This is a genomic window from Pseudomonas salmasensis, assembly GCF_014268375.2.
GTDB classification, from domain to species: Bacteria; Pseudomonadota; Gammaproteobacteria; order Pseudomonadales; family Pseudomonadaceae; genus Aquipseudomonas; species Aquipseudomonas salmasensis.
In genome coordinates this window covers 1,724,213-1,750,019 of sequence record NZ_CP077083.1, presented here as the reverse complement: position 1 = coordinate 1,750,019, position 25,807 = coordinate 1,724,213, and the positions used below count along the sequence as shown (strand labels likewise).

The window sequence follows — 25,807 nt, the reverse complement described above, 5'->3', positions numbered from 1 at the left end:
CATCTAGAAACGACAAACCCCGCCAAATGGCGTAATGCTGTTCAGTTAAGCGTATATGGCCCTCTGTAGGAGCGAGCTTGCTCGCGAAAAACGTCACCGATAACGCGTGTTTCCTGATTGAACGCGGTGCCTGTGAGTTTTTCGCGAGCAAGCTCGCTCCTACAAAAAGCCATAATGCGGGGGGTTGTGTTTAAACGTGCAGCACCAGCCTGTTACCAATCCACTGCGTAACTCAGGCTGAAGGTACGACCCTCGGCATTCGGGTACGGTGCGCGGGCGTTGGCCTGGGCGAACATGTTCTGGTAGTTGCGGTTGGTGAGGTTGTACACCGCACCTTCCAGGCGGCCTACCGGCAGCCTTACCGAGCCGAGCAGGTCAACCAGGGTGTAGCCCTGGATATCGCGACCGTTGTTGTCCTTGGCCGCCGCGTCGTAATTGGCCAGGCGCATGCCCTGCAAGCGCAGGCTGTAGTCGTCACGCTCATAGCCAACAAAGGCTGTGGTCTTGGCGGGGGAGATGCGGGTGGCAGGCAGGTCGATCCACTTGCCGTTCTGCTGGGTCTCGCCTTTGGCGTACGCGTAAGTACCGCCGACGGACCATTGGTCGGTGATGTTATAGGTCAGGCCGGTTTCGACGCCACGCACGCGTTCTTTCTGATTGATCAGGCGCAGTACACGATCATTGGCATCATAGAACTGCGTGACATCCGAGGTGTTTTCATACGCGGTGACACTGGCCTGCCACTTGTCCCAGTCGCCACGCCAGCCCAGCTCGTAGCTGTCGACTTTCAGGGCCTGGGCATTGAGATCCTGAATATCGTATTTGCTGTTCACGTCACGCAGGAAACGCTGGATGTCCGGTAGGGAAAAGCCTTGGCTGAAGTTGACGAACACATCCTGGTTGTCGGTCAGGTGGTACACCGCACCGAGGTTATAGAGCGTGTCATCGTATTTGAGCGTGCCACCGGGCAATGTCGCGCGGTTGCCGGTCTGGACGATTTCGCCGTATGCGATGCTGTCGGAGACCTTGCTCTCAATCCACTCGCGACGTACGCCACCGCGCAAGGTCCAGTTGTCGATGTCGTAGGACAGCTGGCCAAAGATGGCTTTGGTGGTGGTCTCGATATCTGGGCCCAGTTCAAACGTGGTACCGGTTTTGGTGTAGGTCAGGCCATTGACCCGGTATTGGTCGCCACGCTGGCGTGAGGTTTCATGGTCGTAGTCCGCGCCCCATACCAGGTTGCCCGTTGCTGGGCCGATGTCTGGCATCTGGGTATCGATCGCCGCACGCAGACCGTAGACATCCTGCACGCTGTTGTTATCGGACACACCTGCCCGGCCTCGGGACAGGTCCGGGAAGAACAGTGCATCCGCCCGCCGCCAGTAACTTTCGACCTGCAAACCCTGGCCGTAAAAATCCTTGTCGGCGTAGTTGAGGTTGACCGCCTGGTTATGGGTGTAGGGTTGGTCGCCCAGGTCCAGGCCTTTTACGGCGACTGCGTCGCTGGTGATGCGTGGGTTCTTGGTGTAGCGGGTGTCTTGTTCGTCTTTATAGTCTTGCAGCGACAGGCTGATCTTCTTGTCATCATCAAGCTCATAGCCGAAGCGACCTTGCAGGTCGTAGGTATCGGTGTCCATGTTGCTGCCCTGGGACGTGTCCTGGGGAATGCGCTTGCCATTACCGTCGAACTGATCGTTGCGCTGCACGGTGTTGCCCGAGAGGTACCAGTCCACCGGACCTTTGCGGCCCGTGGCGCTTTGGAAGGCCTGGTAAGCGAAACCCTTGTGGCTGAAGTTGTTGCCGGCGGTCATGCCGATCTTGCTGCTGAACGCCAGGTCTTCACCTTGGTTGCGTTTGGTGATGATGTTGATGATGCCGCCCGATGCGCCTGCGCCGTAGACACTGCTGGCGCCGGAGATCACTTCGATACGCTCGATGCTTTCTGGTGCCACGCTGTTGAGCTGGCGGAAGTTATCGCGGGTAGCGTTTTGCGAAACCCCATCGATCAGGATCAGGGTATTACGCCCGCGAAGCGTCTGCCCGAAGTTGCTCATGCCGCCGCTGGAAGGCGCAATGCCAGGCACCAGTTGGCCGAGGATATCGGCGACCCGACGTCCTGCACCCGTCTGCTGGCGGATTTGCGCTTCATTGATCACCTGCACCGAGCCTGGAATCTGCGCAATGCTGGTTTCGCTGCGCGTGGCCGAAACCACTGTTGCCTGCAGTTGCAGGCTGGTCGGCGCTGCCGGTGTCTGCTCGGTCTGATCGGCCCAGGCAGGGGCGCTTATCGACCCAAGAAGTGGCAGCAGTACTGCCCATTGCGATGTGTTCATGATCATGTCTCAGAGTTATTAGAAGTATTGACAGAAAAATCGGATGTCTCAGGCGCTCGCGCAAATGCACGGATGACTCGGATACTCGCGGCGGCCAGGGCATAGGTGAGTGCCACCAGCCAGAAGCTGTGCGTCAGGCCAACCCACCCCATGCCGATACCGCCCAGCAAGGCGCCGCACAGCGCACCGGCTTTGGCGGCGCTGTTGCCCATGCCCAGGGCAAAACCCTGCTGGCTGTGCGCTACGGTAGTGGCGATCAGTGTGTAGGCCACGGGCAACAACGCACCCTGCCACACGCCCCACAGCAGCCGGCTGGCGATGAACCCCACCCATTCACTGGCCAGCGCCGTGCAGGCCAGCGTGAAGGCGCAGGCCCACGTGACCCACTCGATGATGCGCAGCGTATGGGCTGGCTGATGCCGATCGAACAGGCGGCCCCACAACGGCGCGGACAGTGCCAGGGTCAAGGCGCTGGCGCCATAGCTGGCGCCGATCAGCCACGCGGGCGCGTGCAAAACCTGGGCGACATATAAGGCGTAAAACGGTTGCGGCATCATCCTGGCTGCCTGAATCAATACGATGATCCCCAACATCGCGCCAATCCAGCCTTTGGGGAGTGCGGCAGGCTTGGACGTGCGGGCAGGTCTCGATCGTGGTGAGTCGCTGGGTAAAAACGCGCTGATTATCGCGCACAACAGGCAGACGGCGGTGGCGCTGTAGCACAGCAATGCGAAACCGGATATGTCCATCAGCCAGCCGCCCAATACCGGTCCGGCCAGGGAGCCTACGGCAGTGGCTGATTGCAGCCGGGCAAGAATGTGCCCGCGTCCGCCGTCGCCGCAGCAGGCCAGCGCGTAGGCTTGGGCTGCGGCGATGAAACCGGCCAGTGCGCCTTGTATCACGCGGATGACCACCAGCCACCATGGATCAGGCGTAATCGCAGCCAGCGCCTGGCACACCGCCAAGGCCAGCAGCGCGCGGATGATCATCGGTTTATGGCCGGTACGGTCGCCCAGTCTGCCCCACATGGGCGTGAGGATCATCGCCGCCATCATCGGCCCGGCATACACCAGCGAAGACAGCAGGCCGGTGTACTGGGCATTGGCAACGCCCAGCAGCTTCTGGATTTGCAGCGGCCAGAACGGGCCGCTCATTTCCATCGCCCCCATCGACACCAACTGAATCACCACCAGCAGCCGCAGCGCTGTGTTGTTAGTCGGCATTGGCGGCCGCGCTCAACGGGTTAGGCAACCGCCCGACGATATCGGCATGACTCTCCAGCAGGCGCATGCGCATGAACGACTTGGCCGGCCATGCTTGCTCCAGCAGTGCTTCGCGCTCGGTGGCCCAGCGCTGCGGATCAACCTGCGAGCGCAGGTCGTCAAAACACTGGCTGACCTGTGCCGATAGTTCGTTCCAGAGCAGTGCCTGAGGGATGTCGAAGTGGCGCGCGGCAAGCAACACCAACTCGCCCAGATGGCACATGAATACCGTGTGCAGCAGCTTGTCCCGTACGAAACCTGCGTCGTCGTACAGCGTCATCTTCGGGTCGTGCAGTTCAATGTCCAGGCCGTGGGCGTGCAAGGTCTTGCGGTCGATGCGGATATCGCCGAAGTCGCGCAACAGAAGACGGCTCAATTGTCCGTCTGCGGCCATCACCATGAACGAGTTCTGTTGATGGGCCTCAAAAGCGATGCCATAACGCAGGTACATGCCCAGCAGCGCCGGCACACTGATCGCTGCGTAATCATGGAAGAAGGCGAGCATGGCCGCCGCGTCATCCTTGCCTTGGCTCAGGCGCACCCATTGCCGTAGCAGCGGCTGGCCGTGTTGATCAATGGCAAACAGGCTGCCCACCGGTACGGCCATTTCGTCCGGCTGGAGTTGGCTCTGGGGATTGTCGCGATAGAGCACCGCCAAGTGGCGGGAGTGCTCGTCATTGGCCGGTTGTGGCTGGAAATGCACACCGATCCGCTCGGGAACGATGTTCAGGCATTTTTGAATCGCAGGCTCGCGTTCCAGGATGCTCAGCAGCAGATGGCTGATCCGTGGGCCCATGCGCGCTGAACGCGGCGATACGGTGCGCTGTACGCTGGTCAGACGCAGTGACACTGGCAGTTTGACCATCGGTGCATCGCGACGGCCTTCAGGCAACACGGTTCTGAATGACATGGTGGGGTGGGCGGTAAACGCGACGATATCGGTCAGCACCAGCAGCTTGTCGCCGATTTCGTTGGCGAACAGTTGAGGCAGTTCCTCGCGTGCCTGCCAAGGGTGGGCGGGCAATGGCAGATAATCGCCTGCCTGAAGGCCCTGTGCTTGAAGTGTCGCGGTCAGTTGCTGTGCCGCTTGCGGGAAGTGCTCGCTCCACCACTGCCAGTAATCGGCGGTACCGGCCAACTTTTCGACATGGGCAAATTGGCGATGCAGCGCGCACAGCAATACCGGAAAGCGTGCTTCGAATTCCGGCGAGTAGTCGATGACTTGCTCGGTATTCAGGCCTAGCTTGGTCTTGTAGTTGGGGTGCCATGGGTGACCCAGTGTTCCCCATTGTTCAAGCACGGAAGTCGGGTTGATAACGCTCGGGCTGTTTTTGAGATGACTCAGCAGATTGTCTTGATGCTCCGGGCCTAGGGACGCATGCAGCTTGAGCGTCCATTGCTCATGGAAGGCCAGGCACAAGGTGTCACTGATGAAGCTGTCGTCGATCTCGACGTTGAGGCGGTTGAGCACTTCCCGATCGGCAGGCGACTCAAGGCTGGCGTTAAGCAACGTCAACAACTGTGAGGGGAACTGGATTTTCTGTTCGGGCTGGCCTTCGCGCAACAGGATGACGTCGCCGCGCAGGTCCCAGCTCGCCATGCGGCCAGGACGCAAATGTTCGAAACGCAGTCGGGCCTGGCAAGGCAGTGTCAGCGAGCAATGCCCGTGTTCGTCATAAAGGAGGGTGCTGGGGTCCAGCAGGCTTTCACGAAACAAAGCTTGGATCAGGCGTTGCAAGCTACGTTCGGCTGCGGGTGCCAGCGTATTGATCAGGGTTTGGAGGCTGATGTGGCTGGCCTGAAATTGCGCGGTGGCAAGTGCTTCGCTCCAGCGTTCCAGTAATGCGTTTTCTGGCTTGCTGCTATTTCCATGCATCTAATTGATTCCCTGATTCGTGAGCCTGAATGAAAGGTGCACGAATGATATCGAGAATCATTATTTGTGTGTGTTTTTGTTACATTAATTTATGGCGATTACTGACAAAAAAACCGCGCTCCAAAGGCGCGGTTTCTTGTAGACGGCCCGGCTGCGTGGGCCGGGCGTCCACATGATTTCAGAGCTTCAGGAGCTTTTTGCCTGGCGTTGCAGTTCGAGAGTTTCGAGCTCGTTTTTATAATTGTGGGCGTCGCTCTCGTTGTGGAACATGCCGACCAATACGTCTTGCTGATGGACATCCCAGATGTGAATCCCGTGGCCTACTGCTTCATGGGACATATGTTCATCGTCGCGTTCAGTTACTTTTACAGTCATCTGCTTGCTCCAATCTCTGGTTGATCTGCGGCAAGTCGTCGCAGGCCTTTGTTATATGGTTTGTTAGCTTGCTAAGTAAACTGATTTTGCGCGCAATAATTCATTGCAGGAAGCGCAACAATGCTGGAGGCCGCGTAAACCGAGGCATTGCGTCGCCACGGCAGAGGCTTTATGACAAAAGTTTCATGTTCGGGGCGGCCAGGTTGACCTCGGCACTGCCATTGCAGGCAAGCCATAGGTATCTACACAACTTTGTAGGCTGTAGCAGCAGACGGTAACCACGATGCGAAGAGAGCCGCTCTTGATCTGCTCTTGATCTGCTCTTGATCTGCTTTTGATTTTGATCTTAAGCGCCCCGTTAAACCACGCTGGCCGGAATTCGACAGGGATTTGGGGGGTAAACCGGCAGGGATGCCGGTTTAGCCGCCCCGCGCCATGGATGGCGCGGGGCGGCGGCCCCCCAAATCACTGGCGGATTACGGGCACACCGAGCCTAGGCGAGGTGCCGAGTGGTGGGGCAAGAGCGCTTTGCTTACTTTCGCGCTTTTCGAAAGTGAGCCGCCGTCAGGGCGGAACCCTAAGTGGCCGTTACCTAAATAATGGATATGTATTCGGTCAAATCCAATATCCCGGTCGGCTGGCAGGCCGTCTTCGCAGGCAAGCCAGCTCCCACATTTGGATCGCGGTGCGTCAGTTAGAACAGCGTCGGCTATCCGGTCGTCACGGGAGCAAGCTCCCTCGCCACAGGTCCTGCGCCGCACCAAAGTTGTGTAGATACCTATGCTGCGATAGCGGTAGTGGCTCCCCCTAAAATGCCAGGCAAAAAAAAGCCCCGCATTCAGCGAGGCTCTTTTCCGGTGCATCAGCAATCAGCTGCCTTTGACGGCCTTACCGTCAACGGTGCCATCCTGCAGCATGATGTTGTATTCCTTGCCATCGGTCTCAACCTGACGCAGGGCAACCAGGATGCCGCCCTGGTCCTTGGCAAACCACATCTGGGTGATGCGCTTGCTCTGCGACGGGTCGCGCACGCGCTCGACCTTGATCGCGTCGATCGAACCGACCTTGGTCTGGACCTTTTCCGAGCCGATCACGCGGAAGTCGTAGGTATCGGTATCGGTACCCTCAACCACGCGGTAGCTCATGCTCTTTTTGCCCGCGGCAACGTCGCGTTGCAGAGCAAGCTGGTAGGTGGACTTGTCGAGCATGCCGCTTTCGAGCGTGACATTGACCGGGTCTTTGTTTTCAAAGCCGGTGACTTTTTTAGCGCTCTGGTCGAAGTCCAAGTTGATCTTCTTCGCCTTGCCCAGGCCGCCGCGTTCGAAGCTGTAGCTCTTGGGTTGCAGGGTGTCCTTGTCGAACAGGATCACGCTGGTTTCGGTCAAGCTGGCGATCATCATCGAGGCCTTGAAATTCAAGGTCCAGGTGCCGTTGCCATTCTTGACCAGGCTGCGTTCAGCCGAACCACTCATGGGCAGCTGTTTCCAGTCGGCGGTGTAGCTGACGGAGAAGGGGTGAAGGTCTGCCGCTTGTACGGCAGGCAAAGCGAACAGCGCAAAAGCGAAAAGCAGGGCGCGACGCATAAAATCTCCTAGGTTCGAATCAAGTGGCCGCTGGCCGCGAGTAACTGGCCGTCCAATAATGCACCCTGGTCGCCAAGAATCAACCGTCCTTCGGCAAACCAGCGAACAGCCAGTGGGTAAATCCTGTGTTCCTGGGTATGAACCCGTTGCGCAAGCGTCTGCGCCGAGTCGCCTGACTCTACCGGAACCACTGCCTGTACGACCAGAGGCCCGCCATCGAGTTCCTCTGTCACAAAGTGCACGCTGCAGCCATGCTCACTGTCGCCGGCGTCGAGGGCGCGCTGGTGGGTGTGCATGCCTTTGTACTTGGGCAGCAGGGAAGGGTGGATATTGAGCAGGCGCCCCTCGTAGTGCCGGACGAAATCTGCGCTGAGAATGCGCATGAAGCCGGCAAGGACGACAAGTTTGGGGTTGAAGGCGTCGATCAGTTCGATCAAGGCGCTGTCGAAGGCCTCGCGACCGTCGAACGCCTTGTGATCCAGGGAGCGGGTATCGATACCCGCGTCACGGGCGCGTTGCAGACCGTAGGCGTCGCTGCGGTTGGAAATCACCGCAGCGATGCGCACCGGGCTGTCGCCGGTGCGCGTGCTGTCGATCAGGGCCTGCAAGTTACTGCCGGTGCCGGAAAGCAGCACCACGACATCACAGGTCTGGGGCATCAGTGAGCCTTGAGGTTCTTCAGTTCAACCTGGGCTGCGCCTTCGGCGGCAGTGGCGATCTGGCCAATGACCCAAGGTTGCTCGCCGGCTTCACGCAGTACGTTCAGCGCGGTTTCAACGTGTTCCTGAGCGACGCAGATCACCATGCCCACGCCGCAGTTCAGCACGCGGTGCATTTCGGTTTCGTTGACGTTGCCTTTTTCCTGCAGCCAATCGAAGACTGCCGGGCGCTGCCAGCTGGCCACGTCGACAATCGCCTGGGCGCCTTTTGGCAGTACGCGCGGGATGTTGTCCAGCAGGCCGCCGCCGGTGATGTGGGCCATGGCCTTGACGGCGCCGGTGTCCTTGATCAGCTTGAGCAGTGGCTTGACGTAGATGCGGGTCGGCGCCATCAGCAGGTCGGTCAGTGGCTTGCCGTCGAGCTGGATGTTCTCGATGTCGGCGCCGGACACTTCGATGATCTTGCGGATCAGCGAGTAGCCGTTGGAGTGCGGGCCGGACGATGGCAGGGCGAGCAGGGCGTCACCAGCGGCTACTTTGGAGCCGTCGATGATCTCGGCTTTTTCCACCACACCCACGCAGAAGCCGGCCAGGTCGTAGTCTTCGCCTTCGTACATGCCTGGCATTTCAGCGGTTTCACCGCCCACCAGGGAGCAACCCGACAGTTCGCAGCCAGCGCCGATGCCGGTCACAACCTGGGTAGCGGTCTCGACATTGAGCTTGCCGGTGGCGTAGTAGTCGAGGAAGAACAACGGCTCGGCGCCGCACACCACCAGGTCGTTGACGCACATGGCGACCAGGTCGATGCCGATGCTGTCGTGCTTGTTCAGGTTCAGGGCCAGGCGCAGCTTGGTGCCCACGCCGTCGGTGCCGGACACCAGTACAGGCTGCTTGTAGCCGGCCGGGATTTCGCAGAGGGCGCCAAAACCGCCCAGGCCACCCATGACTTCAGGGCGCGCAGTGCGCTTGGCGACGCTCTTGATGCGTTCGACCAATGCTTCACCGGCGTCGATGTCTACACCGGCGTCCTTGTAGCTCAGGGAGGGTTGCTTGCTCATGATCCAGGCCTTTAGGGGGGATTTCTGGGTAACGACCGGGCGGGCGGGGGCTTTTGGAAAGGGCCCTGCCGTTGACGGTCTGCGAAGGCGCGCGATTTTATCAGGCTTGAGGGGCAGCGGCCATCCTCGGGCCGACGGGCAGGGCATATGAGCTCAAAAAAATGCAAATCGGGCCGGTAATCGTGCGTATTAAGGTATAGCCTTGAGCTCGCTAGCGTTATGACAGTATGAAAACTTACCGGGACCCTGTGAATGTTTTACCGGTCGCTGTGTCACAGCCTTGCCAAACCGAGATCACGCGGTCTGTTCCAACCGCTAAATTTGTCGTTCGGGAATCTTCCATGCGTCTGTGTAAATTCTTCTTTGTGGGCTGTTTGTCGTTGGTCAGCCTGGCGAGTCATGCCGAAACCCTCAATGGCCTCTATCAAGTGCTTGAACCGGTCAGCAGCCAGTCGCCCCAAGAGCGCGACCAAGCCACCCAGCGCGCCGTGCAGACCCTGGTGATCCGCCTGACCGGCGACGCCAAGGCCGCCGATGGCCCGGGCCTGGCGGCTATCCGCAAAGACCCGCAACAAATCATCAGCCAGTACGGCTACGACGCCGGCCCGCCGGAAAGCCTGCAAGTGGACTTCGACCCGGTCAGCACCGACCGCGCCTTGCGTGATGCCGGCCTGTCGATCTGGGGCAGCAACCGGCCGTCGATCCTGGGTTGGTGGCTGAACGATTCAACTGAAGGCAGCAGCCTGGTCGGCGATGGCCAGGCCGTTGCCCAGGCCCTGCGCCGGGCCGCGCAACACCGGGGGCTGCCGCTGCGCTTGCCGCTGGGTGACCTGGATGAACAGGTAGTTGCCACCGCGCCGAATCTTGAGAGTCCGGACGCCACGCCGTTGCGTGCAGCGTCCGAGCGCTACGGCGCCGATGCGTTGCTGGCGGTGCATGCGCGCCAGGAAGGCAGCCAGTGGCAGGCCAAATGGCGCCTGTGGCTGGGCGACAAGGCTGAGGAGGGCACCGCCCAGGGTGCTGACACTGCCGCGCTCGCCGACGCTGTCTTGCTGGCGGTCAGCCAAAAGCTGGCGCCACGTTTTGCGGTCAAGCCGGGCGTGAGCACTGAGCAACTGCTTGAAGTGCAAGGCATGAACCTGGAGCGCTACGCCGCCCTGGGTCGCCTGCTCGAGCCCTTTGGCGGCCAGCCGCAGTTAGTGGATGGCAACCGGATCGTGTATCGCGTCAATGGCAGTGCCGAACAACTGCGCACCCAATTGAGCCTGGCCAAGCTGCAGGAAATTCCTGCTGGCGAAGCCTCGGCCCAGCCAGCCGTGGTCGATGGCACACAACCAGCTGCTGCACCTGAGCCCCAGGCGCAACTGCGTTTTCGTTGGTAAATGGTGTTCCTCCTTCTATATAGAAGAAGGGCGTAAATAACAGATGGAGTGGTATATGGCGGATACGCGTCGTTGGGTGTGGCTTGGCGGGATTGTCCTGCTGTGCGTTTTTGTGTTTTTGCTGCATTCGATCCTGACGCCGTTCCTGGTGGCGCTGCTGCTCGCCTATCTGTTCGATCCGGTGGTGGATCGCCTGGAAAAAGTCGGCATGTCGCGCACCTGGGGCGTGATCACGGTGTTTGCGCTGTTCACGTTGATCATCACGGCGCTGGTGTTGATATTGGTGCCGATGTTGGCCAAGCAGATGTTCCGCCTCTATGAGCTGGCGCCGCAGATGCTCGACTGGTTGCAGCACACGGCAATGCCGTGGGCCCAGTCCAAGTTCGGGCTGGCGGATGGCTTCTGGAAGTTCGACAAGGTCAAGGCGGCCATCAGCGAGCATATGGACAAGACCACCGATATCGTCACGGTGGTGCTCAGCCAAGCGACCGCTTCCAGCCTGGCGCTGATCGGCTGGTTGACCAACCTGGTGCTGATCCCGGTGGTGGCGTTCTACCTGCTGCGAGACTGGGACATCATGATGGCCAAGATCCGCAGCCTGCTGCCCCGTGACCGGGAAGAGCGCGTGGTTTCCCTGGCGGCGGAGTGTCATGAGGTACTGGGCGCCTTCGTGCGCGGCCAGTTACTGGTGATGGTGGCGCTGGGGGTGATTTACGCTGCCGGCCTGATGGCGATCGGCCTGGAGCTGGGGCTGTTGATCGGCTTGATTGCGGGCCTCGCGGCCATCGTGCCCTACATGGGCTTTGTGATCGGCATCGGTGCAGCGCTGGTGGCCGGGCTGTTCCAGTTCGGCGGCGACCTGTACCCGATGCTGGGGATTGTCGCGGTGTTCATGGTAGGCCAGGCCTTGGAAGGCATGGTGCTGACACCGCTGCTGGTGGGCGATCGAATCGGCCTGCACCCGGTGGCAGTAATCTTTGCAATCCTGGCGGGTGGCGAGCTGTTCGGCTTTACCGGCATCCTGTTGGCGCTGCCGGTGGCAGCGGTGATCATGGTGCTGGTGCGCCATGTGCACGACCTGTACAAGGATTCGGACGTTTACACAGGGGTGGACGAGCCCGAGTTGTAATCGCAATGTCACAAACCCGGCCCTGGCCGGGTTTGTTGTTATTGGCGTCGGGGGCGTCAAACAATTCGCGTAAACCTGCGAGTTAACGCAAACCTTTGATTTTGCTTGTGGTCTGCTGCATTGTGCGCCCGGCGTCACGGGTATAAACTTTGCAAACTTTACACAGAGGCCACTAACGGTTCGATGGGAGCCGTTCAGTCAGCATGAAACCGATTCAGCTGCCCCTAGGTGTGCGTCTGCGTGATGACGCTACCTTTATCAACTACTACCCAGGCGCCAATGCCGCTGCACTCGGCTATGTCGAGCGACTCTGCGAAGCCGACGCCGGGTGGACTGAAAGCCTGATCTATCTGTGGGGCAAGCATGGCGTGGGGCGCACCCACCTGCTGCAGGCCGCGTGCCTGCGTTTCGAGCAGATGGGCGAGCCGGCGGTGTACCTGCCCCTGGCAGAGTTGATGGACCGCGGCATCGGCATCTTCGATAACCTTGAGCAATACGAACTGGTGTGTCTCGACGACTTGCAGGCAGTGGCCGGCAAGGCGGAATGGGAAGAGGCGCTGTTTCATTTGTTCAACCGCCTGCGCGACAGCGGCCGACGCCTGCTGATTGCGGCCTCTACCTCGCCCCGCGAGCTGCCGGTGAAGCTGGCCGACCTCAAGTCGCGCCTGACCTTGGCGCTGATCTTCCAGATGCGCCCGTTGTCCGACGAGGACAAGCTGCGTGCGCTGCAACTGCGTGCGTCCCGTCGTGGCCTGCACCTGACCGACGAAGTCGGGCACTTTATTCTCACCCGTGGTACCCGCAGCATGAGCGCGCTGTTCGATTTGCTTGAACAGCTCGACCAGGCTTCTTTACAGGCGCAAAGAAAATTGACGATCCCTTTCCTCAAAGAAACCTTGGGCTGGTAAGGTCTTGATTTTCCATGTGTCGGCATTTTTAAGGCGTCAGAAAACCTGCGTTTGAGCCTTAAGGGCTACGCAACTGAAGCAATAAATGGAATCACGGCTTAGATGTCACGGTCGAAACGGGAAGTCACATAGATCACGATTGAATTTGCAAATCGATGTGATAGAGGGCATAGTCTCGGCTTCTTTACACATCAGCCACGGTCGTGCCCATGCTAAATCGCTTCGCACCCCTCGTGCCTCTCGCACTCGTTACCCTGTTGTTTGGTTGCGCCTCCCACCCTCAGCAGGTGGCAGAACAGCAAAAACCACAGGTTCAAAATCAGGCAAAGTTCGTTGCTGCACAGTCTGCTTCTGTTTATGAAGAAGAGGTGGCAACCGAAAAAGAACTCGCCGAGTTCTCTGACAGCAAGCCTTACCAGCTGCCACTTCTGGCCGACAGCATCCTTGAGCGCGGCATGTCCTTGATCGGTACCCGTTACCGTTTCGGCGGCACCTCGGAAGCCGGTTTTGATTGCAGCGGGTTCATTGGCTACCTGTTTCGTGAAGAAGCCGGCATGAACCTGCCGCGCTCTACACGCGAGATGATCAACGTGAATGCACCGTTGGTCGCACGAAACAACCTCAAGCCCGGTGATCTGCTTTTCTTTAGTACCAGTGGCCGCGGTCGTGTCAGCCACGCCGGTATCTACCTGGGCGATAACCAGTTTATTCACTCCAGCAGCCGCCGCAGTGGTGGTGTTCGGGTCGATAACCTGGGTGACAGCTACTGGAGCAAAACCTTCATCGAAGCCAAGCGCGCACTCGCCATGGCCCCGACTACGGTTACCGCTAGTAAGTAAAGTTAAAGTGATACTTGAAGTTTGACGTGTAAGCGCTAGAATCCCTGGACATTGTTGTCATCCGTTCGCGCGAGCTTTGCTTGCGCGTTCTGGTTTTCAACGTTCGGCAGCGAAAGCCGCATCCAGACCAGGATTGTTCTGCACATGTCGACCTCGGCCCGCCTGATGCTTATTGTTTGCGCCGCGCTGCTCAGCGCCTGCGCCAGTCGCACACCGCCGCCCGCGCCCGTCGCGGTCAAGCCTAAGCCGGTGTTCAACTATGCCACCCAGAATTTCTCGCCGGCTGCCGAAGACGTGCTCTTTCGTGCGCTGGGCCTGGTCGGCACGCCTTATCGCTGGGGCGGCAACACACCGGACTCGGGGTTCGATTGCAGCGGCCTGATCGGCTTTGTATTCCGCGACGCTGCCGGCATCTCATTGCCGCGCACCACCCGTGAATTGATCGTGATGCGTGCCCAGGACGTCAGCGAACAAAACCTGCAAACCGGCGACCTGCTGTTCTTCGCCACCGGTGGTGGTTCGCGGGTCAGCCATGCGGGCATTTATGTGGGGGAGGGTCGCTTCGTACACGCGCCGCAAACCGGCGGTACCGTGAAGCTGGATACGCTATCCAAAGCGTATTGGCAGAATGCCTACCTGAGTGCCAAGCGGGTACTGCCAGCGAATCTTGCGCGTAACCCCTGAGCCGAACACAGCACCCCATGTGAGAGCGGGCTTGCTCGCGAAGGCGGAGTGTCAGTCGATAAACTTTCTGACTGAACCACCGCTTTCGCGAGCAAGCCCGCTCCCACATTGTTTTTGTGGCGCTGTTCAAATGGATTATTTGGCCGCAGAAACCCGCCAAACCTTATTGCCCACATCATCGGCCACCAGCAAATCCCCTTGCTGATCAATCACCACGCCAACCGGCCGGCCCATGGCTTTCTCATCGCTATCAAGAAACCCCGTCAGCACATCCACCGGTTGCCCTTTCGGCTGGCCCCCTTCGAACGGCACGAAAATGACCTTGTAGCCACTGTGCGGCTTGCGGTTCCAGGAGCCATGCTGGCCGATAAATGCGCCATTCGTGAAGGGGGTGGGGAGTTTGCTGCCTTCGGCGAAGGTCAGCCCCAGCGACGCAGTGTGAGGGCCTACCGCATAGTCGGGAGCGATGGCCTTGGCGACCATGTCCAGGTTCTGCGGGGTGACACGCACGTCTACGTGCTGGCCGTAATAGCTGAAAGGCCAGCCGTAGAACCCGCCATCCTTGACCGAGGTGATGTAGTCGGGCACCAGGTCACTGCCAATCTCATCGCGCTCGTTGACCGCCGTCCACAACTTGCCGCTCTGTGGCTCCCACGCCATGCCGTTGGGGTTGCGCAGGCCGGAGGCAAAAATGCGATGCTGGCCGGTGGCACGGTCGACTTCCCAGATGGCGGCGCGACCCTGTTCGGCTTCCAGGCCGTTTTCGCCGACGTTGCTGTTGGAGCCGACGCTCACGTACAGCTTGCTGCCGTCCTGGCTGGCCACTACGTTTTTGGTCCAGTGGTGGTTCAAAGGGCCACCCGGTAAATCCACCACCTTGGTGCCGGGGGAGGTGATCGCGGTTTCACCCGGCTGATAGGCAAAGCGCAGCAACTTATCTGAATCGGCCACATACAAGTCGTTGCCCACCAGGGCCATGCCAAACGGCGAGTTGAGGTTCTCCAGGAACACCGTGCGAGTTTCTGCCACGCCATCATGGTCGGTATCGCGCAGCAAGGTAATACGGTTCGGGCTCGGCACGCCGGCGCCAGCGCGGTCCATGACTTTTTCCATCACCCAGCCGCGTAGGCCTTTGGTATCGTCCGGCTTGGGTGGGGCATTGGTCTCGGCCACCAGTACATCGCCGTTGGGCAATACGTAGAGCCAGCGCGGGTGATCCAGGCCTTCGGCAAACGCGGCCACCTGGGTGCCGGCGGCGGCGACGGGCTTGGCGCCTTCGGGCCAGCCGATGGCCGGGGCGATATTGACGGTGGGGATCAGCGTCTTGTTCGGCTCCGGCAGCCGGGGTGAGGGCCCGGTGCCGTCGGCGACCTGCAGGGTCGAGCTTTCGCCACACGCAGCGAGGCTGCCGGCGAACATGATCAGTAGGGCGAGTCGGGTTTTAGGCATGGTTTTCTCCTTGATACCTGTAGGGGGTAGAGAAGCACGAACGGCGGATGGTTCAAGTACAAGGCCAGCTTTAATTGACGCTCCACCCCCAACCCACTAACCTTCGCGGCTTGTTCCAGGTGCTCTGTGGCGTACGCGTCGATGGAGTGAAACAGGGAAGCCGGTGAGTGAGCGCACTTGTAAACAGTGCTGCCGCGATTCCGGCGCTGCCCCCGCAACGGTAAATGAGTCAAGACGGTGCTGTTTGCCACTGTATCGCGTGCGATATGGGAAGGCGCACCCTCGGCTGCTTGCTATCAAAAGCGCCACTCATGAGCCCGGAGACCGGCCTGGATCATCCAACAGCATCACGGTGGGCGATGCTTGGCTGTCTGTTTTTTCTTTTTCCTGCCCGCCGTTTTTGTCCAGCCCCAACGGAGAGCTGCCATGACTGATTCCCCCGACCGCGACGAACGCCACCTGGCACGCATGCTGCGCAAAAAAGCCGTGATCGACGAGCGCATCGCCAATTCCCCCAACGAGTGCGGCCTGCTGCTGGTGCTGACCGGCAACGGCAAAGGCAAGAGCAGTTCGGCGTTCGGCATGTTGGCCCGCGCCATGGGCCATGGCATGCAATGCGGTGTGGTGCAGTTCATCAAGGGGCGTAACAGCACCGGCGAAGAATTGTTCTTCCGCCGCTTCCCCGAGCAGGTGCGCTTTCATGTAATGGGCGAAGGCTTCACGTGGGAAACCCAGGACCGCCAGCGCGATATCGCCGCTGCCGAAGCGGCTTGGGCAGTGTCCCGGGCCATGTTGAATGACCCTTCCATCGGCTTGGTGGTGCTGGACGAACTGAACATCGCCCTCAAGCACGGTTACCTTGACCTGGACCAGGTACTCAGCGACCTGCAAGCCCGCCCGCCCATGCAGCATGTGGTGGTCACTGGCCGTGGCGCCAAGCCTGAGCTGATCGAAATGGGCGACACCGTCACCGAAATGGGCATGCTCAAGCACGCGTTCCAGGCCGGTATCAAGGCACAGAAAGGCGTCGAACTTTGAATCAGCCCCGTCATTGCCCGGCCGTATTGATCGCCGCTCCGGCGTCCGGCCAGGGCAAAACCACCGTCACCGCCGCGCTCGCCCGTTTGCACCGCAACCTGGGGCGCAAAGTGCGCGTGTTCAAATGCGGGCCGGACTTTCTCGACCCGATGATCCACGAACGTGCCAGTGGCGCGCCGGTGTACCAGTTGGACATGTGGATGGTGGGCGAGCAGGAAAGCCGCCGCCTGCTCTGGGAAGCGGCGGGGGAGGCTGACCTGATCCTCATCGAAGGCGTGATGGGCCTGTTCGACGGCACGCCCTCCAGCGCTGACCTGGCGCGGCACTTCGGTGTACCGGTGCTGGGCGTGATCGATGGCACCGCCATGGCCCAGACGTTCGGCGCTTTGGCCCTGGGGTTGGCGCGCTATCAACCCGACCTGCCGTTCGCCGGCGTGCTGGCCAACCGCGTCGGCACCCTGCGCCATGCGCAATTGCTCGAAGGCAGCCTCACCGAGGGCTTGCGTTGGTACGGTGCATTGTCCCGCGAGACCGGCATCGAACTGCCCAGCCGTCATCTGGGCCTGGTGCAAGCCAGCGAATTGAACGACCTTGATGTACGCCTGGACGCCGCCGCCCAAGCGTTGGGCAGCAGTTGCGAAGTGGCCCTGCCGCCGCCGGTGACCTTTGCCGCGCCGCACGTGGTCGAGGCCGAGCCCTTGCTGGCCGGTGTGCGTATTGCCGTCGCCCGTGACGAAGCCTTTGCCTTTACCTACGGTGCCAGCCTGGATTTGCTGCGGGCGGTGGGCGCCGAGCTGAAGTTCTTCTCACCGATCCATGATCGGCAACTGCCTGAAGCTGACAGCCTCTATCTGCCCGGCGGGTATCCAGAACTGCACCACCAGGCATTGTCGGCCAATACCGCGATGCTGGACGCCATTCGTGCTCATCACGCCGCTGGCAAGCCTCTGCTCGCCGAATGTGGCGGCATGCTCTATCTGCTCGATTCTTTGACCGATGTGGAGGGTACACGCGCCGAACTGGTTGGCTTGTTGCAGGGCGATGCGGTGATGCAGAAGAAACTCGCGGCCCTGGCGCTGCAAAGCGTTGAACTGCCGGAGGGGACCTTGCGTGGGCATACCTATCACCATTCGCTGACCAGCACCGAATGGGCGCCGATTGCCCGTGGCCTGAGCCCTAACGGCGGGCGCGGGGCTGAAGCGGTCTATCGCCAAGGTCGATTGACCGCCTCCTACGTACACTTTTATTTTCCGTCGAACCCTGGCGCGGTGGCCGCGTTGTTTGCGCCCGCTCCCACAGGGGAATGCATTTCAAATGTGGGAGCGGGCTTGCTCGCGAAGAGGCCATGACTGACAACGCATTCCCCCAAGCCGACCGCGAAGCCGTCTACCGCGCCATCGCCGAACGCCGCGACATGCGCCACTTCAGCGGCGGCAGTGTCGCGCCTGAACTGCTGCAACGCCTGCTCCACGCCGCGCACCAGGCGCCCAGCGTCGGCCTGATGCAGCCGTGGCGTTTTATCCGCATCAGCGATCGCCCGCTGCGCAGCCAGATTCAACAGTTGGTGGAAGAAGAGCGCGTGCGCACTGCCGAAGCGTTGGGCGAGCGCTCCGATGCGTTCATGAAGCTCAAGGTCGAAGGTATCAACGACTGCGCCGAGGTACTGGTCGCAGCGTTGATGGACGACCGCGAGCGCCATATCTTCGGGCGTCGCACCTTGCCGGAAATGGACATGGCCTCGCTCTCTTGCGCGATCCAGAACCTGTGGCTGGCGGCGCGCGTGGAAGGGTTGGGCATGGGCTGGGTTTCGCTGTTCGACCCCCAGGCCCTGGCCGAGCTGCTGGGCTTGCCGCCCGGCGCAAAACCCCTGGCCGTGTTGTGCCTGGGGCCGGTGGCCGAGTTTTACCCGGCACCGATGTTGCAGCTTGAAGGCTGGGCCGAGCCGCGACCGCTAAGTGACATGCTGTATGAAAACACGTGGGGAGTGAGTCAATGAGTGTGGCCTTGCTGTGTGTGGCTGCGGTGGCGCTGGATGCGCTGCTGGGTGAGCCCAGGCGCTGGCATCCGCTGGTGGCGTTCGGCAATTTCGCCGGGCGCATCGAGCAACGTTTCAATAGCGGTGGGCGTGGCTGGCGCAGCCATGGCGTAACCGCGTGGTTTATCGCCGTGGTGCCGCTGACCCTGCTGGCCACGGCGTTGTCGTGGGCGCCCTATATCGGCTGGCTGCTGGAGATTATGGCGTTGTACTGCGCCCTGGGCATGCGCAGCCTGGGTGAGCACGTCACCCCAGTGGCCCAGGCCCTGCGCCGTGACGACCTGGACGAAGCGCGTACGCGTGTGAGTTACCTGGTCAGCCGCCAGACCAGCGAACTGGACCGCACTGAAGTCGCCCGCGCGGCCACCGAATCGGTGCTGGAGAACGGCAGCGATGCGGTATTCGCCGCGTTGTTCTGGTTTGTGGTGGCCGGTGTGCCGGGCGTGGTGCTCTATCGCTTGAGCAACACCCTGGATGCCATGTGGGGCTATCGCAATGAGCGCTTTGAGCGTTTCGGCTGGGCAGCCGCCAGGATCGATGATGTGCTCAACTATATTCCTGCGCGTTTGGTGGCTTTAACCTACGCGTTATTGGGTAAAACCCGCCTGGCGCTCAAATGCTGGCGCACCCAGGGGCCGACCTGGGACAGCCCCAACGCCGGCCCGGTGATGGCGGCGGGGGCCGGTGCGTTGGGTGTGGAACTGGGCGGTGCGGCGATTTATCACGGCGAGGTGCATCAGCGCCCGCCATTGGGCGAAGGCCCGCCGGCCGACGCCGACTCCATTGATCGCGGCTGGCAACTGGTGCAGCGCGGCGTATGGTTGTGGCTGCTGGTCCTGTGCGTGGGGGCGCAAATCTATGCTTGAACATGGTGGTCGGCTGCGTAAGGCCGCGATTGAGTACGGCATTGCCGAAGCGGATTGGCTCGACCTGTCCAGCGGCCTGGCGCCCTGGCCGTGGCCGATTCCCGAGATTCCCTTGCGTGCCTGGGCGCGTTTGCCGGAAACCGATGACGGTTTGGAAAAGGCTGCCAGCGAGTATTACGGCGCCGGCCCGTTGCTGCCGGTGCCGGGCTCCCAGGCAGCGATCCAACTGCTGCCGCGCCTGCGTCGTTCGGGCAAGGTCGGCGTGCTGTCGCCCTGTTATGCCGAGCACGCCGAAGCCTGGCGCCGCGCCGGTTATGTGGTGCGCGAAGTGCAGGAGCAGGAAGTCGACTTCTTTCTCGACAGCCTCGACGTGCTGGTGGTGGTCAACCCCAACAACCCCACGGGCTTGAGCCTGAGCCCACAGCGCCTGCTGGACTGGCATGCGCGGCTGGCCCAACGTGGTGGCTGGCTGGTGGTGGACGAGGCGTTCATTGATGTGACCCCGGACTTGAGCCTGGCCAGGCATGCCGACCAGGTCGGCTTGATCGTGCTGCGCTCATTCGGCAAGTTTTTCGGCCTGGCCGGTGTGCGCCTGGGCTTCGTGCTGGCCGAGCGCAAGTTGCTCAAACTGTTGGCCGAACAGGTCGGGCCCTGGGCCGTCAGCGGGCCGACGCGGGTGCTGGGCCAAGTGTGCCTGCGCGATACCGCCGGGCATGCGCGCCAGCGCAGTCGTTGCATCGAAGCCGGCCAGCGTCTGTTCGAACTGCTTGAGCGCCGCGGCCTTCAACCTCACGGCGGCTGCGCCTTGTTCCAGTGGTTGATTACCCCCCACGCTGAACGGCTGTACGAGTTCATGGCCCAGCGCGGCATCCTGCTGCGCCTGTTTGTGCACAACAGCAGCGTGCGCTTCGGCCTGCCCGACACCGACGCCGACTGGCTGCGCCTTGACGAAGCCCTGGCCGCCTACAAGGACGCCACATGACCACGTTAATGGTGCAGGGCACCACCTCCGACGCCGGTAAAAGCACCCTGGTGACTGCGCTGTGTCGCTGGCTGGTACGCCAGGGCGTCGCGGTGGCACCGTTCAAGCCGCAGAACATGGCGCTCAACAGCGCAGTGACCGCCGAAGGCGGCGAGATCGGCCGCGCCCAGGCGGTGCAGGCCCAGGCTGCCAACCTGGCGCCCCACACCGACATGAACCCGGTGTTGCTCAAACCCAACAGCGACACCGGCTCCCAAGTGATCATCCATGGCCGTGCCGTTACCAGCATGAATGCCGTGGCGTACCACGACTACAAAGCCATTGCGATGCAAGCGGTGCTGGCCTCCCACGCGCGCTTGAGTGAGGCCTACCCGGTGGTGATGGTCGAAGGCGCGGGCTCCCCGGCCGAGATCAACCTGCGCGCCAATGACATCGCCAACATGGGCTTCGCCGAGGCGGTGGACTGCCCGGTGCTGTTGATCGCAGACATCAATCGCGGCGGCGTGTTCGCCCATCTGGTCGGCACCCTGGACCTGCTGTCGCCCAGTGAGCAGGCGCGGGTCAAGGGCCTCATCATCAACCGTTTTCGCGGTGAGATCGCGTTGCTGCAACCCGGGCTGGATTGGCTCGAAGCGCGCACCGGCAAACCGGTGGTCGGCGTGCTGCCCTACGTGATGGACCTGCACCTGGAGGCGGAAGACGGCATCGACCAGCGCCAGATCGACAAGGCCGCCCAGGTGCTCAAGGTGGTGGTGCCGGTGCTGCCGCGCATCAGCAACCATACCGATTTCGACCCGCTGCGCTTGCATCCCCAGGTGGACTTGCAGTTCGTCGGGCCGGGCCAGTCGATACCTGCCGCTGACCTGATCATCCTGCCGGGCTCGAAGAGCGTGCGCAGTGACCTGGCCTATCTGCGTGCCAATGGCTGGGACACCGCCGTGGCGCGGCACCTGCGTTATGGCGGCAAGGTACTGGGGATCTGCGGCGGCTTGCAGATGCTTGGCGAGCAAGTCCATGACCCGTTGGGCCTGGAAGGGCTTGCGGGCTCCAGTGAAGGCCTTGGGTTACTGGCATTCAGCACCACCCTGGAACAAGAGAAACAACTGCGCAATGTGCGTGGACGCCTGGTGTTGGAAGATGCCGACGTCAGCGGTTACGAGATCCATGCGGGGGTTACCGCCGGTGCTGCCTTATCCAACGCTGCGGTGCTGCTGGACGATGGCCGCAGCGATGGCGCGCAGAGCCCCGATGGGCAAATTCTAGGCACCTACCTGCACGGCTTATTCGAAACCCCGGCGGCGTGCAGCGCGTTGCTGCGTTGGGCCGGGTTGCAGGATGTGCAAGAGGTGGATTATCACGGCTTGCGTGAGCGCGATATCGAGCGCTTGGCGGACTTGGTGGAGCATCACCTGGATACCGATTTATTGCGCAAGCTATGTGGAATCTGACGGTGATCACACGACCCGATCGTGGGAGCTGGCTTGCCTGCGATAGCGGTGGAGCGGTGTACATATCCATTGCTGCGGCAACGACCACTTATGGTTCCGCTCTTACAGCGGGTCACTTTTGGAAGGACCCAAAAGTAACCAAAAGGTCCTCGCCCCACCACTCGGCACCTCGCCTAGGCTCGGTGTGCCCTCTCTCCGGCTTGAATCCGTGGGCCGCCGCAATGGGCCATCCCTGGCCCAGTGCGGCTAACCCGGCGTCCTGCCGGGTTACCCACGGATTCAAGCCTGCGTTCGGCCAGCGTGGTTTAACGGGGCGCCTGAGATCAAAATCAAAAGCCTGCGCCAAAGCCGGTCAGGTTACCTGTGGGAGCTGGCTTGCCTGCGATATCGCCGTGGCGGCCGCCTCATGTTCACCTGGCGCACCACAATTTAACTGTGGGAGCGGGCTTGCTCGCGAATGCGGTGGGCCAGCCATAGATGCATTCACTGATACACACTATTCGCGAGCAAGCCCGCTCCCACGTTGTTTACCAGGGGCCTTTGCATGTATCAATTGATCCTCGGCGGCGCCCGTTCGGGCAAGAGCCGCCTGGCCGAAAAGCTTGCCGTAGAGAGCGGGCTTGCCGTCATTTATATCGCCACCAGCCAACCGCTCGACGGTGAGATGAACGAGCGCGTCGCTTTGCATCGCCAGCGTCGCCCCGACCACTGGGGGCTGGTTGAAGAGCCCATCGACCTGGCGCGCGTGTTGCGCGAAAACGCCGCCACTGATCGCTGCCTGCTGGTGGATTGCCTGACCTTATGGCTCACCAATCTTCTGATGCTCGAAGACCCGGCGCGTCTTGCCTTCGAGCGCGATCAACTGCTGCAAACCCTGGCCTCGCTGCCAGGGGAAATCATTTTTGTCAGCAACGAGACCGGTCTGGGTGTCGTGCCGCTGGGCGAATTGACTCGCCGTTATGTGGATGAAGCCGGTTGGCTGCATCAAGCCTTGGCCGAGCACTGTCAGCGCGTTGTCCTGACGGTTGCCGGCCTGCCCCTGACTTTGAAAGGTACTGCGTTATGACCGATTCCTGGTGGCTCAACCCCTGCAGGACCATTGATGCCACGGCCCACGAGCAGGCGCTGGCGCGCCAGCAGCAGTTGACCAAGCCCGCCGGCTCCCTCGGCCAGTTGGAAGCGCTGGCGGTGCAGTTGGCGGGTTTGCAGGGCCAGGTCAAACCCTCGGTAGATCACCTGTGGATCGCGATTTTTGCCGGCGATCACGGTGTGGTCGCTGAAGGTGTGTCGGCGTTTCCCCAGGCGGTGACCGGGCAGATGCTGCAAAACTTCGTCACTGGTGGCGCGGCAATCAGCGTGTTGGCGCGGCAACTGCAAGCGCAATTGGAAGTGGTCGACCTCGGCACTGTCACGCCGTCCCTGGACTTGCCCGGCGTTCGTCACCTGAATATCGGCGCGGGCACGGCCAATTTCGTCCATGGCCCGGCGATGACCCAGGCCCAAGGGCAGTTAGCCCTGCAAGCTGGGCGAGACAGCGCACACCGCGCCCTGGAAGGCGGCGTGCAGCTGTTTATCGGCGGCGAAATGGGCATCGGCAACACCACTGCCGCCAGCGCCCTGGCCTGCGCATTGCTGGATTGCCAGGTCACTGACCTCACAGGCCCAGGCACTGGTTTGAACGCCGCAGGGGTCAGCCACAAGGTCGCGGTCATTGAACGCGCCTTGGCGTTGCATGCCGGCCAGCGCGGTGATGCATTGCAAACGCTGTTCAATCTCGGCGGGTTTGAAATAGCCGCGCTGGTCGGTGCTTACCTGGCCTGCGCCCAGGAAGGCATTGTGGTGCTGGTGGATGGGTTCATCTGCAGCGTGGCCGCGTTGGTAGCGGTGCGCTTGAATCCGGCGTGTCGCGAATGGCTGGTGTTCGGCCATCGGGGCGCCGAGCCAGGCCATCGCCATGTGCTGCACAGCCTCGATGCTCAGCCGTTGCTGGAACTGGGCCTGCGCCTGGGCGAGGGCAGCGGTGCGGCATTGGCGGTGCCCTTGTTGCGCCTGGCGTGTGCGCTGCACGGGCAGATGGCGACCTTCGCCGAAGCCGCCGTGGCGGACCGCCCCGCATGACCTTGCGCCTGGACCTGCTGCGTCACGGCGAAACCGAACTGGGCGGCGGCCTGCGTGGCAGCCTGGACGATGCGCTGACCTCCAAGGGCTGGCAGCAGATGCGCGACGCAGTGGTGGGGCAGGGGCCGTGGGATCGGCTGATCAGCTCACCGCTGCAACGCTGCGCTCTGTTCGCCCAGGCGTTGGGGGCACAGCTCGATGTGCCGGTGAGTCTCGAGCCTGACCTGCAGGAGCTGCACTTCGGCGCCTGGGAAGGGCAGAGTGCGGCCGCGTTGATGGACACCGATGCCCAAGGGCTGGGCTTGTTCTGGGCCAACCCCTATGCCTTCACGCCGCCGCAGGGCGAGCCGGTCATCCGGTTTTCAGAGCGGGTGCTTGGCGCTGTCACCCGGCTGCATCAGGCCTATGCTGGCCAGCGCGTGCTGTTGATCAGTCATGGCGGTGTAATGCGCCTGCTGCTGGCCCAGGCGCGAGGGTTGCCCCGTGAGCAACTGCTGAATGTCGAAGTGGGTCACGGTGCCCTGTTCGGCCTGCAGGTTGAGGCCGATGGCGTGTTGAAGGAAGGGCGCTGATGATGCTGCCGTTCTGGGTCGCCCTGCAATTTCTCAGCAGCCTGCCCATTCGCTTGCCGGGTATGCCGCAGCCTCAAGAGCTGGGCCGTTCGTTGCTGTTTTATCCGCTGGTTGGGCTGCTGTTCGGTGTGTTGTTATGGGGCCTCGACCAGGTGTTGCAGGGCGCACCGTTACTGTTGCACGCCGCGTTGCTGCTCACCGCCTGGGTGTTGCTCAGCGGTGGCCTGCACCTGGACGGCCTGGCCGACAGCGCCGATGCCTGGCTGGGTGGTTTTGGCGACCGCGAGCGCACCCTCAGCATCATGAAAGACCCGCGCAGCGGCCCGATTGCGGTGGTCACCCTGGGCTTGGTGCTGCTACTCAAGTTCAGCGCGCTGGTGGCATTGATCGAACAACACAATGGCGCCGCCTTGATCCTGGCGCCCCTGATCGGACGCGCTTCGATGCTGGCGCTGTTTCTCACCACGCGCTATGTGCGGGCGGGCGGATTGGGCCAGGCACTGTCAGACCATCTGCCGCGAATTGTCGGCCAACAGGTGCTGATCCTCAGCGGGTTGGCCTGTATCCTGATCGGCGGCTTCAACGGCGGCATCGCGGTGTTGCTGGCGGCATTGTGTTTCGTGTGGCTGCGCCAGTTGATGGTCAAGCGTCTGGGTGGCACCACGGGCGACACCGCTGGTGCACTGCTGGAGCTGCTTGAAGTCGCGGTGTTGGTCGGGCTGGCGTTGTAACGCTTTCTTGCAATTGGTTAACTCCGGGTATATACACGCTCTATGCTTGCCTCCCAATGTTTATGCACCAACCTGCGACGCGCCGCCCGTGGCGTCAGCAGGCACTACGACGGCGCTCTCGATGGCTTCGGGATCAACGTTGCCCAGTATTCTTTGCTGTGCAACCTGCAGCGTCTCGACCAGCCGAGCATTTCCAGCCTGGCGGACGCCATGGGCCTGGATCGCAGCACCCTGGGGCGCAACCTGCGCGTCCTGGAAGGTGATGGGCTGGTGCAGTTGGTGGAGGGCTACGATTTGCGCAACCGCCTGGTGGTGTTGACTGACACCGGTCATGAACGGCTGGCCGCTGCGTTGCCGGCGTGGGAAGCAGCGCAACAGAAACTGATTGATAAGCTGGGTGCTGAAAAGCGCGAAATGTTGTTGGCCTTGCTGGATGAACTCGCCTGAACGGCGGTTTGTTCGACTACAAGCGGGTATATA

Annotated in this window: 24 protein-coding genes and 1 riboswitch; of the genes, 16 read left to right on the top strand and 8 right to left on the bottom strand. The window is 61.4% G+C overall.

Features of this window, described 5'->3' with window-relative positions:
- Positions 1-212: 212 nt before the first annotated feature.
- The 7 genes from HU731_RS07600 to purM form a co-directional block, all read right to left on the bottom strand.
- Positions 213-2,333 carry a TonB-dependent receptor gene (locus HU731_RS07600; protein ID WP_186606983.1) on the bottom strand — a complete coding sequence of 707 codons (2,121 nt, stop codon included), beginning with the start codon at positions 2,331-2,333 and terminating at the stop codon, positions 213-215.
- A gap of 2 nt (positions 2,334-2,335) precedes the next feature.
- Positions 2,336-3,556, bottom strand: coding sequence for an MFS transporter (locus HU731_RS07595; protein WP_186606984.1), 1,221 nt, complete (start codon positions 3,554-3,556; stop codon positions 2,336-2,338).
- Positions 3,546-5,471, bottom strand: a complete 1,926-nt coding sequence (locus HU731_RS07590) for an IucA/IucC family protein (protein ID WP_186606985.1) — start codon at positions 5,469-5,471, stop codon at positions 3,546-3,548. The genes HU731_RS07595 and HU731_RS07590 overlap by 11 nt, the downstream gene beginning before the upstream one ends.
- A gap of 186 nt (positions 5,472-5,657) precedes the next feature.
- Positions 5,658-5,846, bottom strand: a complete 189-nt coding sequence (locus tag HU731_RS07585; RefSeq protein ID WP_003193064.1) for a hypothetical protein — start codon at positions 5,844-5,846, stop codon at positions 5,658-5,660.
- Between the two features lie 869 nt (positions 5,847-6,715).
- Positions 6,716-7,429, bottom strand: a complete 714-nt coding sequence (locus HU731_RS07580) for a DUF3108 domain-containing protein (RefSeq protein WP_186606986.1) — start codon at positions 7,427-7,429, stop codon at positions 6,716-6,718.
- 8 nt (positions 7,430-7,437) lie between these two features.
- Positions 7,438-8,088, bottom strand: a complete 651-nt coding sequence (gene purN, locus HU731_RS07575; protein WP_003193061.1) for a phosphoribosylglycinamide formyltransferase — start codon at positions 8,086-8,088, stop codon at positions 7,438-7,440.
- A complete protein-coding gene (gene purM / locus HU731_RS07570; RefSeq protein ID WP_014719398.1) occupies positions 8,088-9,146 on the bottom strand; it encodes a phosphoribosylformylglycinamidine cyclo-ligase in 1,059 nt (352 codons plus the stop codon). Before purM ends, purN begins: the two co-directional genes overlap by 1 nt.
- A 341-nt stretch (positions 9,147-9,487) precedes the next feature.
- Here purM and HU731_RS07565 point away from each other — a divergent pair, with 341 nt between their 5' ends.
- From HU731_RS07565 to HU731_RS07545, 5 genes are all read left to right on the top strand, one after another.
- The gene (locus tag HU731_RS07565; protein ID WP_186606987.1) at positions 9,488-10,528 is read left to right on the top strand and encodes a DUF2066 domain-containing protein; all 1,041 of its coding nucleotides are present in this window, start codon (positions 9,488-9,490) and stop codon (positions 10,526-10,528) included.
- Between the two features lie 55 nt (positions 10,529-10,583).
- Positions 10,584-11,657 (top strand): AI-2E family transporter, encoded by a 1,074-nt coding sequence (locus tag HU731_RS07560; protein WP_186606988.1) that lies wholly within the window; start codon positions 10,584-10,586, stop codon positions 11,655-11,657.
- Positions 11,658-11,860: 203 nt separating this feature from the next.
- Complete coding sequence (gene hda, locus HU731_RS07555; RefSeq protein WP_003193052.1) at positions 11,861-12,565, top strand: DnaA regulatory inactivator Hda; 705 nt, start codon at positions 11,861-11,863, stop codon at positions 12,563-12,565.
- 209 nt (positions 12,566-12,774) lie between these two features.
- Positions 12,775-13,404, top strand: a complete 630-nt coding sequence (locus HU731_RS07550; RefSeq protein ID WP_003193051.1) for a C40 family peptidase — start codon at positions 12,775-12,777, stop codon at positions 13,402-13,404.
- A gap of 144 nt (positions 13,405-13,548) precedes the next feature.
- On the top strand, positions 13,549-14,088 hold the full coding sequence (locus HU731_RS07545; protein WP_032895899.1) for a C40 family peptidase: 540 nt from the start codon (positions 13,549-13,551) through the stop codon (positions 14,086-14,088).
- Between the two features lie 135 nt (positions 14,089-14,223).
- Here HU731_RS07545 and HU731_RS07540 read toward each other — a convergent pair whose 3' ends face one another.
- Complete coding sequence (locus HU731_RS07540) at positions 14,224-15,537, bottom strand: PQQ-dependent sugar dehydrogenase (RefSeq protein ID WP_186606989.1); 1,314 nt, start codon at positions 15,535-15,537, stop codon at positions 14,224-14,226.
- Positions 15,538-15,637: 100 nt separating this feature from the next.
- Positions 15,638-15,884: riboswitch (cobalamin riboswitch) on the top strand.
- Positions 15,885-15,963: 79 nt separating this feature from the next.
- Here HU731_RS07540 and cobO point away from each other — a divergent pair.
- From cobO to HU731_RS07485, 11 genes are all read left to right on the top strand, one after another.
- Positions 15,964-16,575, top strand: coding sequence for a cob(I)yrinic acid a,c-diamide adenosyltransferase (gene cobO / locus HU731_RS07535; RefSeq protein ID WP_005790169.1), 612 nt, complete (start codon positions 15,964-15,966; stop codon positions 16,573-16,575).
- Positions 16,572-17,924 carry a cobyrinic acid a,c-diamide synthase CobB gene (locus HU731_RS07530; RefSeq protein ID WP_186606990.1) on the top strand — a complete coding sequence of 451 codons (1,353 nt, stop codon included), beginning with the start codon at positions 16,572-16,574 and terminating at the stop codon, positions 17,922-17,924. Before cobO ends, HU731_RS07530 begins: the two co-directional genes overlap by 4 nt.
- Positions 17,921-18,571 (top strand): 5,6-dimethylbenzimidazole synthase, encoded by a 651-nt coding sequence (gene bluB / locus HU731_RS07525; RefSeq protein WP_032895904.1) that lies wholly within the window; start codon positions 17,921-17,923, stop codon positions 18,569-18,571. The genes HU731_RS07530 and bluB overlap by 4 nt, the downstream gene beginning before the upstream one ends.
- The gene (gene cbiB, locus HU731_RS07520; protein ID WP_003193041.1) at positions 18,568-19,476 is read left to right on the top strand and encodes an adenosylcobinamide-phosphate synthase CbiB; all 909 of its coding nucleotides are present in this window, start codon (positions 18,568-18,570) and stop codon (positions 19,474-19,476) included. The genes bluB and cbiB overlap by 4 nt, the downstream gene beginning before the upstream one ends.
- Entirely contained in the window at positions 19,469-20,458 is a 990-nt protein-coding gene (cobD, locus tag HU731_RS07515; RefSeq protein WP_032895906.1) for a threonine-phosphate decarboxylase CobD, read from the top strand. The genes cbiB and cobD overlap by 8 nt, the downstream gene beginning before the upstream one ends.
- Positions 20,455-21,906, top strand: coding sequence for a cobyric acid synthase (locus HU731_RS07510; protein ID WP_186606991.1), 1,452 nt, complete (start codon positions 20,455-20,457; stop codon positions 21,904-21,906). The genes cobD and HU731_RS07510 overlap by 4 nt, the downstream gene beginning before the upstream one ends.
- A 544-nt stretch (positions 21,907-22,450) precedes the next feature.
- The gene (cobU, locus tag HU731_RS07505) at positions 22,451-22,972 is read left to right on the top strand and encodes a bifunctional adenosylcobinamide kinase/adenosylcobinamide-phosphate guanylyltransferase (RefSeq protein WP_186606992.1); all 522 of its coding nucleotides are present in this window, start codon (positions 22,451-22,453) and stop codon (positions 22,970-22,972) included.
- Positions 22,969-24,024 carry a nicotinate-nucleotide--dimethylbenzimidazole phosphoribosyltransferase gene (gene cobT, locus HU731_RS07500; protein WP_186606993.1) on the top strand — a complete coding sequence of 352 codons (1,056 nt, stop codon included), beginning with the start codon at positions 22,969-22,971 and terminating at the stop codon, positions 24,022-24,024. Before cobU ends, cobT begins: the two co-directional genes overlap by 4 nt.
- Positions 24,021-24,596, top strand: coding sequence for an alpha-ribazole phosphatase family protein (gene cobC, locus HU731_RS07495; protein ID WP_186606994.1), 576 nt, complete (start codon positions 24,021-24,023; stop codon positions 24,594-24,596). The genes cobT and cobC overlap by 4 nt, the downstream gene beginning before the upstream one ends.
- Positions 24,597-24,598: 2 nt before the next feature.
- On the top strand, positions 24,599-25,327 hold the full coding sequence (locus HU731_RS07490) for an adenosylcobinamide-GDP ribazoletransferase (RefSeq protein ID WP_186607002.1): 729 nt from the start codon (positions 24,599-24,601) through the stop codon (positions 25,325-25,327).
- Between the two features lie 42 nt (positions 25,328-25,369).
- The gene (locus tag HU731_RS07485) at positions 25,370-25,774 is read left to right on the top strand and encodes a MarR family winged helix-turn-helix transcriptional regulator (protein ID WP_186606995.1); all 405 of its coding nucleotides are present in this window, start codon (positions 25,370-25,372) and stop codon (positions 25,772-25,774) included.
- The last annotated feature ends 33 nt before the right edge of the window (positions 25,775-25,807 follow it).